At 73.9% G+C, this 12887-nt stretch carries 11 protein-coding genes; 4 read left to right on the forward strand and 7 right to left on the reverse strand.

Annotated elements, in window-relative coordinates:
• Nucleotides 1–97 precede the first annotated feature (97 nt).
• Nucleotides 98–2344, reverse strand: coding sequence for a glycoside hydrolase family 9 protein (locus ACVV2G_RS16470; protein ID WP_453843431.1), 2247 nt, complete (start codon nt 2342–2344; stop codon nt 98–100).
• A gap of 1065 nt (nt 2345–3409) precedes the next feature.
• Between ACVV2G_RS16470 and ACVV2G_RS16475 the strand changes: the two genes are divergently transcribed.
• The gene (locus ACVV2G_RS16475) at nt 3410–5785 is read left to right on the forward strand and encodes a SpoIIE family protein phosphatase (RefSeq protein WP_453843432.1); all 2376 of its coding nucleotides are present in this window, start codon (nt 3410–3412) and stop codon (nt 5783–5785) included.
• A gap of 174 nt (nt 5786–5959) precedes the next feature.
• Nucleotides 5960–6616 (forward strand): DUF4232 domain-containing protein, encoded by a 657-nt coding sequence (locus ACVV2G_RS16480; protein WP_453843433.1) that lies wholly within the window; start codon nt 5960–5962, stop codon nt 6614–6616.
• Between the two features lie 40 nt (nt 6617–6656).
• Here ACVV2G_RS16480 and ACVV2G_RS16485 read toward each other — a convergent pair whose 3' ends face one another.
• The 3 genes from ACVV2G_RS16485 to ACVV2G_RS16495 all read right to left on the reverse strand — a co-directional run bounded on the left by ACVV2G_RS16485 (nt 6657) and on the right by ACVV2G_RS16495 (nt 8690).
• Entirely contained in the window at nt 6657–7625 is a 969-nt protein-coding gene (locus ACVV2G_RS16485; RefSeq protein WP_453843434.1) for an aldo/keto reductase, read from the reverse strand.
• A gap of 78 nt (nt 7626–7703) precedes the next feature.
• Nucleotides 7704–8246 carry a flavoprotein gene (locus tag ACVV2G_RS16490; RefSeq protein ID WP_453843435.1) on the reverse strand — a complete coding sequence of 181 codons (543 nt, stop codon included), beginning with the start codon at nt 8244–8246 and terminating at the stop codon, nt 7704–7706.
• A 9-nt stretch (nt 8247–8255) separates the two neighbouring features.
• Nucleotides 8256–8690, reverse strand: coding sequence for a nuclear transport factor 2 family protein (locus tag ACVV2G_RS16495; protein WP_453843436.1), 435 nt, complete (start codon nt 8688–8690; stop codon nt 8256–8258).
• A 132-nt stretch (nt 8691–8822) separates the two neighbouring features.
• On the opposite strand from ACVV2G_RS16495, the gene ACVV2G_RS16500 reads away from it, so the two are divergent.
• On the forward strand, nt 8823–9431 hold the full coding sequence (locus ACVV2G_RS16500; protein WP_453843437.1) for a TetR/AcrR family transcriptional regulator: 609 nt from the start codon (nt 8823–8825) through the stop codon (nt 9429–9431).
• Here the strand turns inward: ACVV2G_RS16500 and ACVV2G_RS16505 are convergent.
• Both ACVV2G_RS16505 and ACVV2G_RS16510 read right to left on the reverse strand, forming a co-directional pair.
• The gene (locus ACVV2G_RS16505) at nt 9406–9606 is read right to left on the reverse strand and encodes a ferredoxin (RefSeq protein WP_453843438.1); all 201 of its coding nucleotides are present in this window, start codon (nt 9604–9606) and stop codon (nt 9406–9408) included. The two genes, ACVV2G_RS16500 and ACVV2G_RS16505, sit on opposite strands and share 26 nt — an antisense overlap.
• Before the next feature lie 12 nt (nt 9607–9618).
• On the reverse strand, nt 9619–10839 hold the full coding sequence (locus ACVV2G_RS16510; protein WP_453843439.1) for a cytochrome P450: 1221 nt from the start codon (nt 10837–10839) through the stop codon (nt 9619–9621).
• Nucleotides 10840–11357: 518 nt separating this feature from the next.
• On the opposite strand from ACVV2G_RS16510, the gene ACVV2G_RS16515 reads away from it, so the two are divergent.
• On the forward strand, nt 11358–11807 hold the full coding sequence (locus tag ACVV2G_RS16515) for a nitroreductase family deazaflavin-dependent oxidoreductase (RefSeq protein ID WP_453843440.1): 450 nt from the start codon (nt 11358–11360) through the stop codon (nt 11805–11807).
• A 62-nt stretch (nt 11808–11869) separates the two neighbouring features.
• Here ACVV2G_RS16515 and ACVV2G_RS16520 read toward each other — a convergent pair whose 3' ends face one another.
• On the reverse strand, nt 11870–12787 hold the full coding sequence (locus tag ACVV2G_RS16520) for a cation diffusion facilitator family transporter (protein WP_453843525.1): 918 nt from the start codon (nt 12785–12787) through the stop codon (nt 11870–11872).
• Nucleotides 12788–12887 lie beyond the last annotated feature (100 nt).

The raw sequence follows: 12887 nt of genomic DNA on the forward strand, positions 1-12887 counted from the left end.
CCTCCCACGGTACCGCGCGGGTACTTACCCGTAAATTGCCGCAGGTCAGGACAGTGTCACGGCGGTACCGCGGGAGGCGGGCGGTTCGGGGGTGCGGTCAGCCCTGGTCCGCCACGAAGGAGGCCATCCGGGCCAGGGCGGCGTTCCAGTTGATGGTGTGCTCGTTGGTCGACCAGGACTGGATGTCGTCGATGAAGCAGAACTGGGCGACGCAGCCCTGGAGCTTGCTCTGCGCGTAGGGGTCCTGGATGTTCGAGTTCGGCCCGCCGGACAGGGTGCCGTCGGGCGGGGCGGGCAGCGACGGGTCGAGTTGCCGGGCGTACCAGCGGCTGTGCTGGTTGTGGGCGTTGACCTCGCCGTAACCGGTGACGTACGACATGTTCAGCGCGTTGCGGCCCAGGATGTAGTCCATGCTCTGGACGGCGCCGTCACGGTACTTGGAGCCGCCGGTGATGTCGTAGGCGCTGGCGAGGACGACCGCGTTGTTCAGCACCTGGTGGCTGGAGCCCCAGTCGAAGACGTTGCCCTCGGGCGCGTAGGGCATGCCGTACGGGTGTGCCTTCAGGGTGGCCAGGTAGCGGTCGGCGCCCTGGACGACGGAGCGGCGCACCTGGTCCCGGCCGGGGAGCCGGTTCGGCACGGTCGCGAGGTCCAGCCGGGCCGCCGCGGCGGTGCGGGCCCAGTCGAAGCCGAGCGGTCCGAAGATGTCGGCGGTGTGGACCGGGGAGTTCAGCACGTACTCCCTGAAGTCCCGCTCCCCCGTCGTCAGGTACAGCTCGGCCGCCGCCCAGTAGAACTCGTCGTCGACGCGCGTGTCCGGGTAGGCCCCGCCGCCGACCCCGTCGTTCTCGTCCGCGAGCACGTCCGGGTGGGCCAGGGCAGCCGCCCAGGCCTCGCGGGCCGCGGTGAGCGCCTTCGCGGCGAACGCGCGGTCGTGGGGGCGGTAGAGGCGGGCCGCCTGCGCCGCCGTCGCGGCCAGGTTGAGGGTGGCCGCGGTGGTCGGCGGGTGCAGTTCGCGCTTCTGCGGGTCGTCGCCGGGCAGCAGCGGAAGCCCGGTCCACGCCTCGTCGTGGATCTTGTGGTGGGCCATGCCGGCCAGCGGCTGCCCGTCCGGCACCTGCATCTTGAGCAGGAACTCCAGCTCCCAGCGGACCTCGTCGAGGAGGTCGGGCACCTTGTTGCCGCTCTCCGGGATGTCGAGCGTGCCGTCGCCGAGCTTCGCCGGGTCGCCGGTGCGGGCGTGCAACGCGCGCTCGTGGGTGCTGAGCAGCTCCCAGGTGGAGATGCCGCCGTTGACGACGTACTTGCCGTGGTCGCCGGCGTCGTACCAGCCGCCGGAGACGTCGAGGGTGTAGTCGCAGACGCCCGGCCGGCAGGGCACCTCGGTGTCGCCCCGGTTCGGCGCCACGCCCACGTGTCCGGCCGGGCGGGCGTAGCCCGGGCGCAGGTCGTCCCTGATGGCGATGCCGCTGCGCTGGGTGTAGTAGTACTTCGCGGAGTCGGTGCGCAGCCGCTCGTAGGCGGCCGTGCCGATGTCGAAGGGGCGGCTGGTCTCCCCGTCGGCGACCAGGGTGTAGCCCTCGCCGCGCTTCTTGTGGCGGCCGAAGTCGATCGAGTGGACGTTCTGCCCGGAGGAGGCGTCCACGCCGCGCGGCACGCTCCAGCCGTGGGCGACGGTCCGCCCGCCGTCGTCCTTCAGCCGCCAGGGCAGGCGCGAGGTCGCGTCGGTGACGAGCGTGGCGTTCTTCGGACCGGACGGCAGGTAGCCCACCTGGTTGACCCGGACCCGCGGGCCCGTGTCCGGCACGTACGGTTCGGGCGCCACCCCGCCCAGCAGGGAGACGTCGTCGACGCAGAACCGCCAGGCGTCGGGCGTGCCGCCGAGCTGGAAGCCGACCTGGCCCCGGGTGGTGTCGACGGGGGACGTGAAGGTGTAGGAGTAGGTGTTCCCGGAGACGCTCAGCTGCGGGCTGACCTCGTGGTAGGTGTCGTACGGGGACACCGACAGGCCCACGATCGCCCGGACCACGTGGTCGGCGGGTGTGCCCGTCGCGGTGAAGGAGAAGCGGTACGACTCCCCCGCGACCAGGGTGATGTCGTTCTGGCCGACGGCCGCGTCCCAGCGGTTGGCGGTGCCGCCGGGGGCGTCGGCGCACAGCCGGCCGCCGGACACGTCCGCGGTGACGTTGCCGCTCGTCCACCAGGAGTCGGTGCCGTCGTCGAAGGTGCCGTTCCTGACCTGCTCGGTCTCCTCGGCCCCGGCCGGTGCGGCGGGCAGCGCGGTGGTGGCCGCCGCCAGCAGGGCGGTCAGGGAGACGGCGAGTGCGGTTCTGCGTCTTCTCACGTCTGGGCTCCTCAAGGGAGGTGCGGGGGTGACGCTCACGTCGTCGGGAAGGGGTTCACGGCTATGGGAGCGCTCCCAAAAAGGTTGCAGGCCATGCTTGTGGCAGACATGACACTCCGTCAACGGTTCGGACGGGACTGGTTTCCCGTCCGGAGCCCGAGGTGCGGGACCCGGGCCGCGGGAGCCTCCGGGCGGCTGACGCGGATCACCCCTCCACCATCACCGGGACGGCGGCCGGCCATCGGGAGGCGGACGCGGGAGCCGCGCACCGCGTCGAAGGTGCCGACGGCGCGTCCGCCGACGCGCAGTTCGGTGGGCGGGGCGTGCGGCGCGTACGGGTTGCGCGGGGCATGCGGGGCATGCGGGGCGTGCGGGGCGTGCGGGGCGTGCGGGGCGTGCGGGGTGGAGCGGTACCTCCATGTACACACCGTCGAACCCGACCGGTATCCGCTTCCCGGCGAGGGCGGGCGGCAGGGTGAGGGCGAGGCGGTACGAGCCGAGGCCGCCCGGCGGGAATCCGGTCCCGCCGGTGGTGCCGTGCCCGGTGGTGGGCGTCTGCTCCCTGCTCCGGCTCGTGCCGGACGGCGACCTCACGCCACGCCGAGTCGTCGTACGCGGGGCCGGCGGCGTCGGCCGTGTCGTCGGCGGCCCCGTCGGGGCCGGCCGTCGCGCGGCGCGACGACACTGCGGCCCGCACCTCCCGCCGCCACGTCCCCGGCCCACGCCGGCGAGGAGCCCGGCGCCGCCCCGGCCGCCGGCGCGGCGGTGGCGGCGAACGGAGCCGGTCCGCGGGCGACCGTCATGAGCGGACCTCCCTCGCCAAGCCGTCAGCGCCCGGAACTACTCACAACTGGTCGCGAACAAACAGATTCTGACGCCGCACATACGCACCCGTCACGGGCGTAGAAAGCCCTCTCTGCCCCGTGCGGCCCGGGGGCCCGGGGCGCCTGCGTCGCCGGGGCCGGGCGGGCCTGGTGGTTCGGGTCCGCCCGGCGCCCGCACGCACTACGCTGGGGCCCAGGTGACACGCTGTTCACTGTGGGTGTGCGCAATGGAGTGGCGACGATGAGTCCGGTCAACCCGTTCGACGATGCCGCCACGGCCCGCGTCGTCATCGACGACTCCGGTACCTTGAGGGAGTGGAACGAGGGGGCCCGCCTGCTGCTGGGCCACCCGACCGCCGACGTCGTGGGACGCCCCGCCGCCCGTCTGCTGGCCGGCGCCGGCGGACCTCTGCCCGGCCCCGGCGACGATCGCTGGAACGGCACGCTGGCGTTGCGGCACCTCGACGGGCGCACCGTGTCCGTGTGGGTGCTCGCCCACCGCAGACCGTCGCCGGACGGCGGACCCGGCACGTGGCTCGCCGTCGCCCCGCTGGACCGCGGCCCCGGCCACTCGGACGACCCGCTGCTCGCGTCGGCCCTCGCCCAGTCCCCCTGCGCCACGATGATCTTCGACGAACGGCTCCGGCTGCGCGGCGTCAACGACGTCATGGCCCAACTCCTCGGTCTCCCGGCCGACCGGGTCCGCGGCCTGCGGCCCACCGACCTCGGCAGCCGGCCGCAGAACGAGGAACTCGAACGACGCCTGCGGCGGGTGCTCGACACCGGCTGCACGGACGACATGCACACCCACCTCAAGGCCACCGGCGAGATCCGCGCCCACGCGTGGCACGCGCGCATCGCGCCCCTGCGCGACGCCGGCGGCCAGGTGCGCGGCCTCTGCGTGAGCGCCCATGACTTCACCGAGCAGCACCTCGCCCGGGAGCGGCTGCACCTGGTCAACGAGGCCAGCGTGCGCATCGGCACCACGCTCGACGTCACCCGTACCGCCCAGGAGCTGGCGGACGTGTGCGTCCCCGCGCTCGCCGACTTCGTGAGCGTCGACCTGCTGGACGCGCAGGACCACGGCGGTGAGCCGGCCACCGTGCCCGCCCCGCCGGCGGGTCTGCGCCGCGCGGCCCACCAGTCGGTCAACCCGGGCTGCCCGGAGGCGGTGGCCGAGCCGGGGCGGCTGGACTTCTACCCGGCCGGCTCGCCCCAGGCCGACTGCCTGGTCGCGGGCCGCGCGATCGTGGCCGCCGTGCCCAGCGGCGACTTGGAACGGTGGCGGGAGTGGGATCCCGTCCGCGTCCGGCGGGTGGCGGAGTACGGCATCCACTCCACGATGTCCGTACCGCTGCAGGCCCGCGGCACCACCCTCGGCGTCGCGGTCTTCACCCGGTTCCGCCGGCCGCACCCCTTCACGGACGACGACCGGCTGCTCGCCGAGGAGGTCACCGCCCGCGCCGCCGTCTGCATCGACAACGCCCGCCGCTACTCCCGCGAGCGGGAGTCGACGCTCACGCTGCAACGCAGCCTCCTCCCCCGGTGGCTGCCGCCCACCGCCGCGGTCGAGGCGGCCTCCCGCTACCTCCCGGCGGCGCGTTCCGGGGTCGGCGGCGACTGGTTCGACGTCATCCCGCTCTCGGGCATGCGGGTCGCCATGGTCGTCGGGGACGTCGTCGGCCACGGCATCCAGGCCTCGGCCACCATGGGCCGGCTGCGCACCGCCGTGCGGACCCTCGCCGACATCGACCTGACGCCCGACGAACTGCTCACCCACCTCGACGACCTGGTCGTCCGGCTGTCCGAGGAGTCCGGCGACGAGAGTGCCGGCGAGGTCGGCGCCACCTGCGTGTACGCGGTGTACGACCCGGTGTCGCGGCGCTGCTCGCTGGCCCGGGCCGGACATCCGGCGCCCTTCCTGGTCCCGCCGGGCGGACGGCCCCGCCAGGTGGGACTGCCCTCGGGGCCTCCCCTGGGCGTGGGCGGACTGCCGTTCGAGTCCGCCGAGTTCGAACTGCGCGAGGGCAGTGTGCTGTCGTTCTACACCGACGGGCTGGTGGAGAGCCGGGACCGGGACGCCGACGCCGGTCAGGCGCTGCTGCGCGAGGCGCTGGCGCCCTCCGCCGACTCGCTGGACGCGATGTGCGACCGGGTGCTGCACGCGCTGCTGCCGACGGGCGGCGCCGCCGACGACGTGGCCCTGCTGCTGGCCCGTACCCGGGGGCTGCCCGCCGGTCAGGTCGCCACCTGGGACATCCCGGCCGACCCGTCACTCGTCGCCCCCGTCCGCAAGCAGGTCGTCGAGCAGCTGTCCGGCTGGGCCCTGTCGGCGGCGTCGTTCACCGCCGAGCTGGTGGTCAGCGAGCTGGTCACCAACGCCATCCGTTACGGCTCCCCGCCCATCCGGCTGCGGCTGATCCACGACACGTCCACGCTGATCTGCGAGGTCTCCGACAGCAGCCACACCGCCCCGCACCTGCGCCGGGCCAAGACCTGGGACGAGGGCGGCCGCGGTCTGCTGCTGGTGGCCCAGCTCACCCAGCGCTGGGGCAGCCGGCACACCACCGAGGGCAAGACGATCTGGGCGGAGCTGGCGCTGCTCGACGAGGAGTGAGCCCGGGGGCGCGCGGGCGGGCGGACGGGGTCCTCGCCCCGCGTCGCAGCGCTGCCGTCACCGCCGCGCGCCCTCGTTTCCCGGCCCGCGCGCGGGACACTCGGAGGCCCAGGGCGTACGGCGCCGTCTCCCGCGGCGGGCGTGCGCGAGACCCGACGGGAGGGTGGAGAAGCAATGGCGAACACGTCCCGGCCGCTACGCCGGACGGCCCTGCTCGCGAGCGCGGTCGTGGTCCTCGGCACACTGGCCGCCTGCGGGAACGAGAGCGGCACGCCGGACACGAGCACCCCGCGGGCCACCAGGACCCCGCAGGCGACGAGCCCGGACCCCGGCTCCGGCACCGCCTCCGCGCCCACCGCCGGCACCGCGCCCGCCGACACCGCCGGATCGGCCTCCGCCTCTGCCCGCACCGACGGGCGGTGCCACACCTCCGAGCTGCGCGCGGCCGTCGGCCGCGTCGACCCGGGCGCCGGCCAGCGGAACTTCCCGGTCGTGCTGACCAACACCTCCGACCGCACCTGCACCGTGCGCGGCTATCCGGGCGCCGCCTTCGTGGACGCCTCCGGCAAGCAGCTGGGCCCGGCCCCCGAGCGCGCGCCCGCCTCCCCCGAGACGCTCACGCTGACGCCGGGGAAGAGCGCGTGGGCCGGGCTCTCCTTCTCCAGCCCGCAGATCAGCGGAGCCCGCACCGCGACCCCGGCGGCGCTGCTCGTCACCCCGCCGGACGAACGGGACCCGATCGAGGTCGAGTGGACGGCCGGCGAGGTCCCGGTGGGCGGCGACGAGTCCTCGGTGTCCGTCACCGCCCTGGAGGCGGGCACCGGCCCCTGAGGCGAGCGCCGCCCCGGCCCCCGGGGCGCCGGGGCGGGGATCAGTGACCGGCGACCGGGTGCGGGGCGTAGGGCCGCTCCAGCTCCTCGGTCTCCTTGTCGGAGAGCTCCAGTTCGACCGCCGCCACGGCGTCCTCGAGGTGCCGCGGCTTCGAGGCGCCGACGATCGGCGCGGTCACCGCGGACCGGTGCAGCAGCCAGGCGAGGGCCACCTGTGCCCGTGGCACGCCGCGGTCGCCGGCGATGCGGGTGACGACGTCGACCACGGCCCGGTCGCCCTCCTGGTAGAGGGTGCTGCCGAAGGCGTCGGTGGCACTGCGCTCGGTGGCCGTGTCCCAGTCGCGGGTGAGCCGGCCGCGGGCGAGCGGACTCCAGGGCAGCACACCGACGCCCTGGTCCGCGCAGAGGGGCAGCATCTCGCGCTCCTCCTCGCGGTACAGGAGGTTGTAGTGGTTCTGCATGGAGACGAACGTCGTCCAGCCGTGCCGCTCGGCGGTGTACTGCATCTTGGAGAACTGCCAGGCGTACATCGAACTGGCCCCGAGGTAGCGGACCTTGCCCGCCCTCACCAGGTCGTGCAGCGCCTCCATCGTCTCCTCGACCGGCGTGTGGGGGTCGAAGCGGTGGATCTGGTAGAGGTCGACGTAGTCGGTGCCCAGGCGCCGCAGGCTGTGGTCGATCTCGGTCATGATCACCTTGCGGGACAGCCCGCCGCCGTTGGGTCCGGGCCGCATCCTGCCGTGCACCTTGGTCGCGAGCACGAGGTCGTCGCGGCGGGCGAAGTCGCGCAGCGCCCTGCCGACGATCTCCTCGCTGGTGCCGTCGGAGTAGACGTTGGCCGTGTCGAAGAAGGTGATGCCAGCCTCCAGCGCCTGCCGGATCAGCGGGCGCGAGGCCTCCTCGTCGAGGGTCCACCCGTGCGTACCGCGGTCGGGCACGCCGTAGGTCATGCAGCCCAGGCAGATCCGCGAGACGTCCAGGCCCGTCGAACCGAGCTTCACGTACCGCATCGTTGCTGCTCCTGTCTTCGGGATCATCGGTGACAGTCGCGAGCGTACGTCTTCGCGCGGGCCCGGAGGCCGGGCGGGTCAGCGCTGTTCGAGCAGGTCCAGCGCCCGCCGCCAGGCGAAGTCCGGGAGGCCGCCGCCCTCCCCCGCCTCCCCGGTGTACGGGTCGCCGAAGCGCACGCCCATCCCGCTCAGCCGCGCCACGCTCTCCCGGTACGCGGGATGGGACGCCAGCGCGTCGGCGACGCACGGCAGGACGGCGACGGGGACGCCCAGGCCGCAGGCCTCGCACAGGGTGGCCAGGGCCAGGGTGTCGGCCAGGCCGGCCGCCCATTTGTTGACCGTGTTGAAGGTGGCGGGGGCGACCACGGCGGCGTCCGGAGCCGGGAAGGGCCGCGGCTCCGAGGGGCGGCGCCAGGCGGAGCGGACGGGGCGGCCGGTCCGCGCCTCGACGGCGGCGGTGTCGAAGAACCCGCCCATGGCGACCGGGGTCGCGAAGACGCCGACCTCCCAGCCGCGTTCCTGCGCGGCGGTGACCAGTTCGGTGACGCCGGAGGCCACGCCGGCGGCGCAGACGACGACGTAGAGGAAGGGTGCTTCGGCGCTCCCGGCCTGTTCGCTCATCCCGGAACCCTACTCAACGGGCCGCGGCCCGAGGATGCGGCGGTCCGACTCCTCGATGGGCACGTCGTTGATGCTCGCCTCGCGCCGGGTCATGAGGCCGTGCTCGTCGAACTCCCACAGCTCGTTGCCGTGGGAGCGCCACCACTGCCCGCCGGCGTCACGGGACTCGTACTGGAAGCGGACGGCGATCCGGTGGCCGTCGAAGGCCCACAGGTCCTTGCGCAGCGCGTAGTCGCGTTCGCGCGCCCACTTGGCGGTCAGGAACTCGACGATGGCGGCGCGGCCCGTGAGGAAGGTGTCGCGGTTGCGCCACACGGAGTCCTCGGAGTAGGCGAGTGCGACCTGGTGCGGGTCGCGGGTGTTCCAGGCGTGCTCGGCCGCCCGCACCTTCCGGGCGGCGGTCTCACGGGTGAACGGCGGGAGGGGCGGACGGTCGGTCGTCATGGTCGAACCTCCGTGCAGAGAAGAGAGAACGTGCGTTCTCCAGCTGGCTGGTACCGTAGGAGAACGCCCGTTCTCTCGTCAAGGGGCAGCCCTCCGGGCCGCGTCGGGGAACACGTCGGGGAAGAGGTCACCATGGACGGCGAGGTCGCCCGCGAGCGGGCGCTGGACGCGGCGGAGCGGCTCTTCTACGGACGGGGCGTCCAGGCCGTCGGCATGGACGACGTCCGCGGCGCCTCCGGCGTCTCCCTCAAGCGTCTGTACCGGCTGTTCCCGGCCAAGGAGCAGCTCGTGGTGGCGTACCTGGAGCGGCGCGACGAGCGCTGGCGGGGACGGCTGGCGGAGTACGTCGGCCGGCATCAGGAGGCCGGCCCGCGGATCCTGGCCGTCTTCGACTGGCTCGGGCAGTGGTTCGCCGAGCCGGACTTCCGCGGCTGCGCGTGGATCAACGCGTACGGTGAACTGGGGGCCACGTCCGCCCCCGTGGCGGACCGGGTGCGGGCGCACAAGGAGGCGTTCCGCACGTTCCTCGACCGCCTGGTGGCCGACGCGGGGCTGCCCGCCGCGATGGGCGGGCAGCTGTTCCTGCTGGCCGAGGGCGCCATGGTGTCGGCGGGCGTCACGGGCGGCACGGGACCCGCGCGGGAGGCCCGCGAGGCGGCACGGGTACTGCTGGACGCCGCGGGGGCGGGCGGCGCGAGCGCGGACCGTCCCGGGGTCAGCCCACCGCCTGCGAGACCGTGATGGCGCCCACGGGGCACGCCCGGGCCGCCTCCCGCACCAGCGCGCTGCCGCCGCCGTCCTCCCGGCCCGGCAGGACCGCGCTGTAGCCGTCGTCGTCCTGGGTGAACACGTCCGGGGCGGTCAGCGCACACTGGCCCGCGCCGATACAGGTGTCCTGGTCGATGCCGATGTGCATGCCGAAAGCCTCCTACCAGGTCACGGGGAGCTCCAGCATCCCCTGGATGGTGTCGCCCGGCTTGAAGGGGATCTCCTCCGCCGGGGCGGCCAGGCGCAGCGAGGGCAGCCGCTCGAAGAGGGTGCGCAGGGCGATCTCCAGCTCGGCACGGGCCAGGTTCTGGCCGAGGCACTGGTGGATGCCGAACCCGAAGGCGACGTGGTGACGGGCCGGGCGGCGCCAGTCGAGGGCGTCCGGGTCGGGGTAGACGTTCTCGTCGCGGTTGATGACGGAGGTGGCGAAGACGACCCCGTCGCCCGCCCGGATGATCTGCCCGTCCACCTCGATGTCCTCGGTGGCCAGCCGCAGCAGCCCGTCCGCGATCGACAGGACGCGCATCAGCTCCTCGACCGCGCCGGACAGCAGCGAGGGGTCCTCGCGCAGTTCGGCCAGTCGCCGGGGGTTGCCCAGGAGGGTGTAGGTGCCCAGCGAGATCATGTTGGCGGTCGTCTCGTGGCCCGCGACGAGCAGGATGAGGGCCAGCGCGATCAGTTCCTCCCGGTCGGCCGCGTCCTCGCCCGTCCGGTGCCGGACCAGGTCGTCCAGCAGTCCCTCACCGGGCGCCTCCCGCTTGCGGTCGATCAGCTCGCCCAGGTACGCCTCCAGTCGGTCGGTGGCGTCCCGGGTGTCGAAGGGCCGGGGGCCGCGCAGCAGCCGGCGGGACTGCTCCTCGAAGAACTCGTGGTCGGCGTAGGGGACGCCGAGCAGGGCGCAGATCACCATCGAGGGCACGGGCAGCGCGAAGGCCGTCACCAGCTCGGCGGGCGGGCCCTGCGCGATCATCGCGTCGAGCCGCTCGTCGACGATCCGCTGGATGCGGGGGCGCAGCGCGGCGGCGCGTTTGAGGGTGAACTCCGGAAGCACCTTCCTGCGCTGGACGCGGTGTTCGGGGTCGTCGACGCCCAGCAGCGCGGTCCTGCGGTCGCGTACCGCGGCGAAGCGCGCCGAGGTGGCCGGGAAGCCGTCGCGGCTGCGGTCGGTGGACAGCCGCTGGTCGGCCAGGAGCCCGCGGGCGGCGGTGTGTCCGGTCACCAGCCAGGCCGGGGTGCCGTCGAAGAGGGTGATCCGGGCCAGCGGCCGGGCGGCGCGCAACGGGTCGTAGCCGGCGGGAGGGTGGTAGGGGCAGGTCCGGTCCTGCGGGAAGGCGACGGGTGCCGTCGTGTCCCCGGACGTCGTCGTGTCGGTGTCCGTCATGGAAGACCTCGCAGACGAAGGGTGCGTCGTGCCGATCTTCATTAGATGCCTCAGGCATCTAGGTGGCGACGGGAAAGTCGGCCACATCGGTGACGGGAGCGGACTGGCCGAGGATCGCCGCCCGGCCGGCACCGCACCGGACAGGGGCCCGGGGCGAACGCCCGGGCCACGGCGAGGCCGTCCCCGTGGACGTGGTGACGGACCGCCGGGCCGTCCCGCACGGCCGGGTGCGGGACGGAGGTGGCTGGATGGGGCCGCCCGGTGGCCGCACCGGTCCGCCGGATCCCGCCGACGCCTTGGTGTGCTCCGCCGTCGGCCAGGAGCCGTTCGGGGCCGGCAGGGGCGGGCGGCCGGCGACACGACCGTGCCGCACGGCTTGTGGTGGGGTGGGGGACGCGCGAGGCGAAGGCACCGCACCGGAAGTCCGCGGGCGCAATACGGTAGGGAGGAACGCGGCACCGGCCCTCGCGGGACCGCGGTGCCGACCGGCCGTACGACGCGATGATGGGACGGATGCCATGCCTCTTGACGGCGAGTACGAACCCAGCCCGACGCAGTGGGTGCGCGAACAGGTCGAGCTCTACGAGAGCTCGGGCGGGACGAAGGGCACGACCCTCCTGGACACGGGCCTGCCCGTCATCGTGCTGACCACCCGGGGCGCGCGGAGCGGCAAGATCCGCAAGACACCGCTGATGCGCGTCGAGCACGAGGGCCGCTACGCCGTGGTCGCCTCTCTGGGCGGGGCTCCCCGGCACCCGGTCTGGTACCACAACGTCACGTCCGACCCCCACGTGGAGCTCCAGGACGGCCCGGTGAAGCGGGACATGACGGCCCGTGAGGTCACCGGCGCGGAGAAGGCCGCGTGGTGGGAGCGTGCCGTCGCGGCGTATCCGCCGTACGCCGACTACCAGGAGAAGACGGACCGGGAGATCCCGGTGTTCGTCCTGGAGCCGGCCGACGGCGGCTGACCCGGGCGGGGGGGATTTCCCGGTTCGCGCGCATGGACCGCCGGCGACCGGGAACGCGTCCCTCAGGCCCCGCCGCGTTCCCCCGTCGCGGCGGGGCTTTCCGCTGCCTCCTGCGCGGGCCGGTCGGTGACGTCGAGGAATATCTGGTGCGCCTCGGGAACGGTGTGCGCGATCGACTTCTTGATACGCACGGCGACCTCCTCCACGCGCTCGCTGTCCAGACCGGGCACCAGGTCGATGCGGGCGGCCACCAGGGTGGAGTCGAGCCCGGTCTTCATGGTGAACAGCGCCTCGACGCTGTCGATCTCCGGCTGCGCCCGCAGCAGCGAGCGGATCCGGCCGCTGGCCTCCGGGTCGGCGGCCTCGCCGATCAACTGGTCGCGGGCCTCGCGGCCCAGGCGGTAGGCCACGTACACGAGCAGCGCGCCGATCGCGAGCGAGGCGCAGGCCTCCCACACGACCTGGCCGGTGACCATGTGCAGGATCATGCCGGTCATCGCGAGGGACACGCCGAGCACCGCGGTGCCGTCCTCGGCGACGACCGTGCGCAGGGCCGGGTCGCGCAGCCCGGTGGCGATCCCGCCCTGGCCCCGCACCTGGTACAGGGCCCGCAGCAGGGAGGTCCCCTCGGCGAGCAGGGCGACTCCGAGCACGATCAGCCCCGCCACGTAACCGTCGAGGTCCTCCTCGGCACCCGTCCGCAGGGCCTCGACGCCCTGGTAGATGGAGAAGCAACCGCCCATCACGAAGATGCCGACGGCCGCCAGCAGGGACCAGAAGAACCGTTCCTTGCCGTATCCGAAGGGGTGTTTGCGGTCGGCGGCGCGGCGGCTGCGGCGCAGGGCGGCGAGCAGGAAGACCTCGTTCATGCTGTCGGCCACGGAGTGCGCCGCCTCCGACAGCAGCGCGGGCGAGCCCGCGAGGAATCCCCCCACCGCCTTGGCCACGGCGATCACCAGATTGGCCGCCAGGGCGACCAGGACCGTGACGCGCGTCCTGCGGTCGGCGCCGTCCTCCGTGTCGCGTTCGGTCTTACGGTCGGTCTTGTCTTGCGAGGCTGTCCCAGTCACGAGGGGCCGA

It is taken from the genome of Streptomyces sp. JK94, from assembly GCF_053613315.1.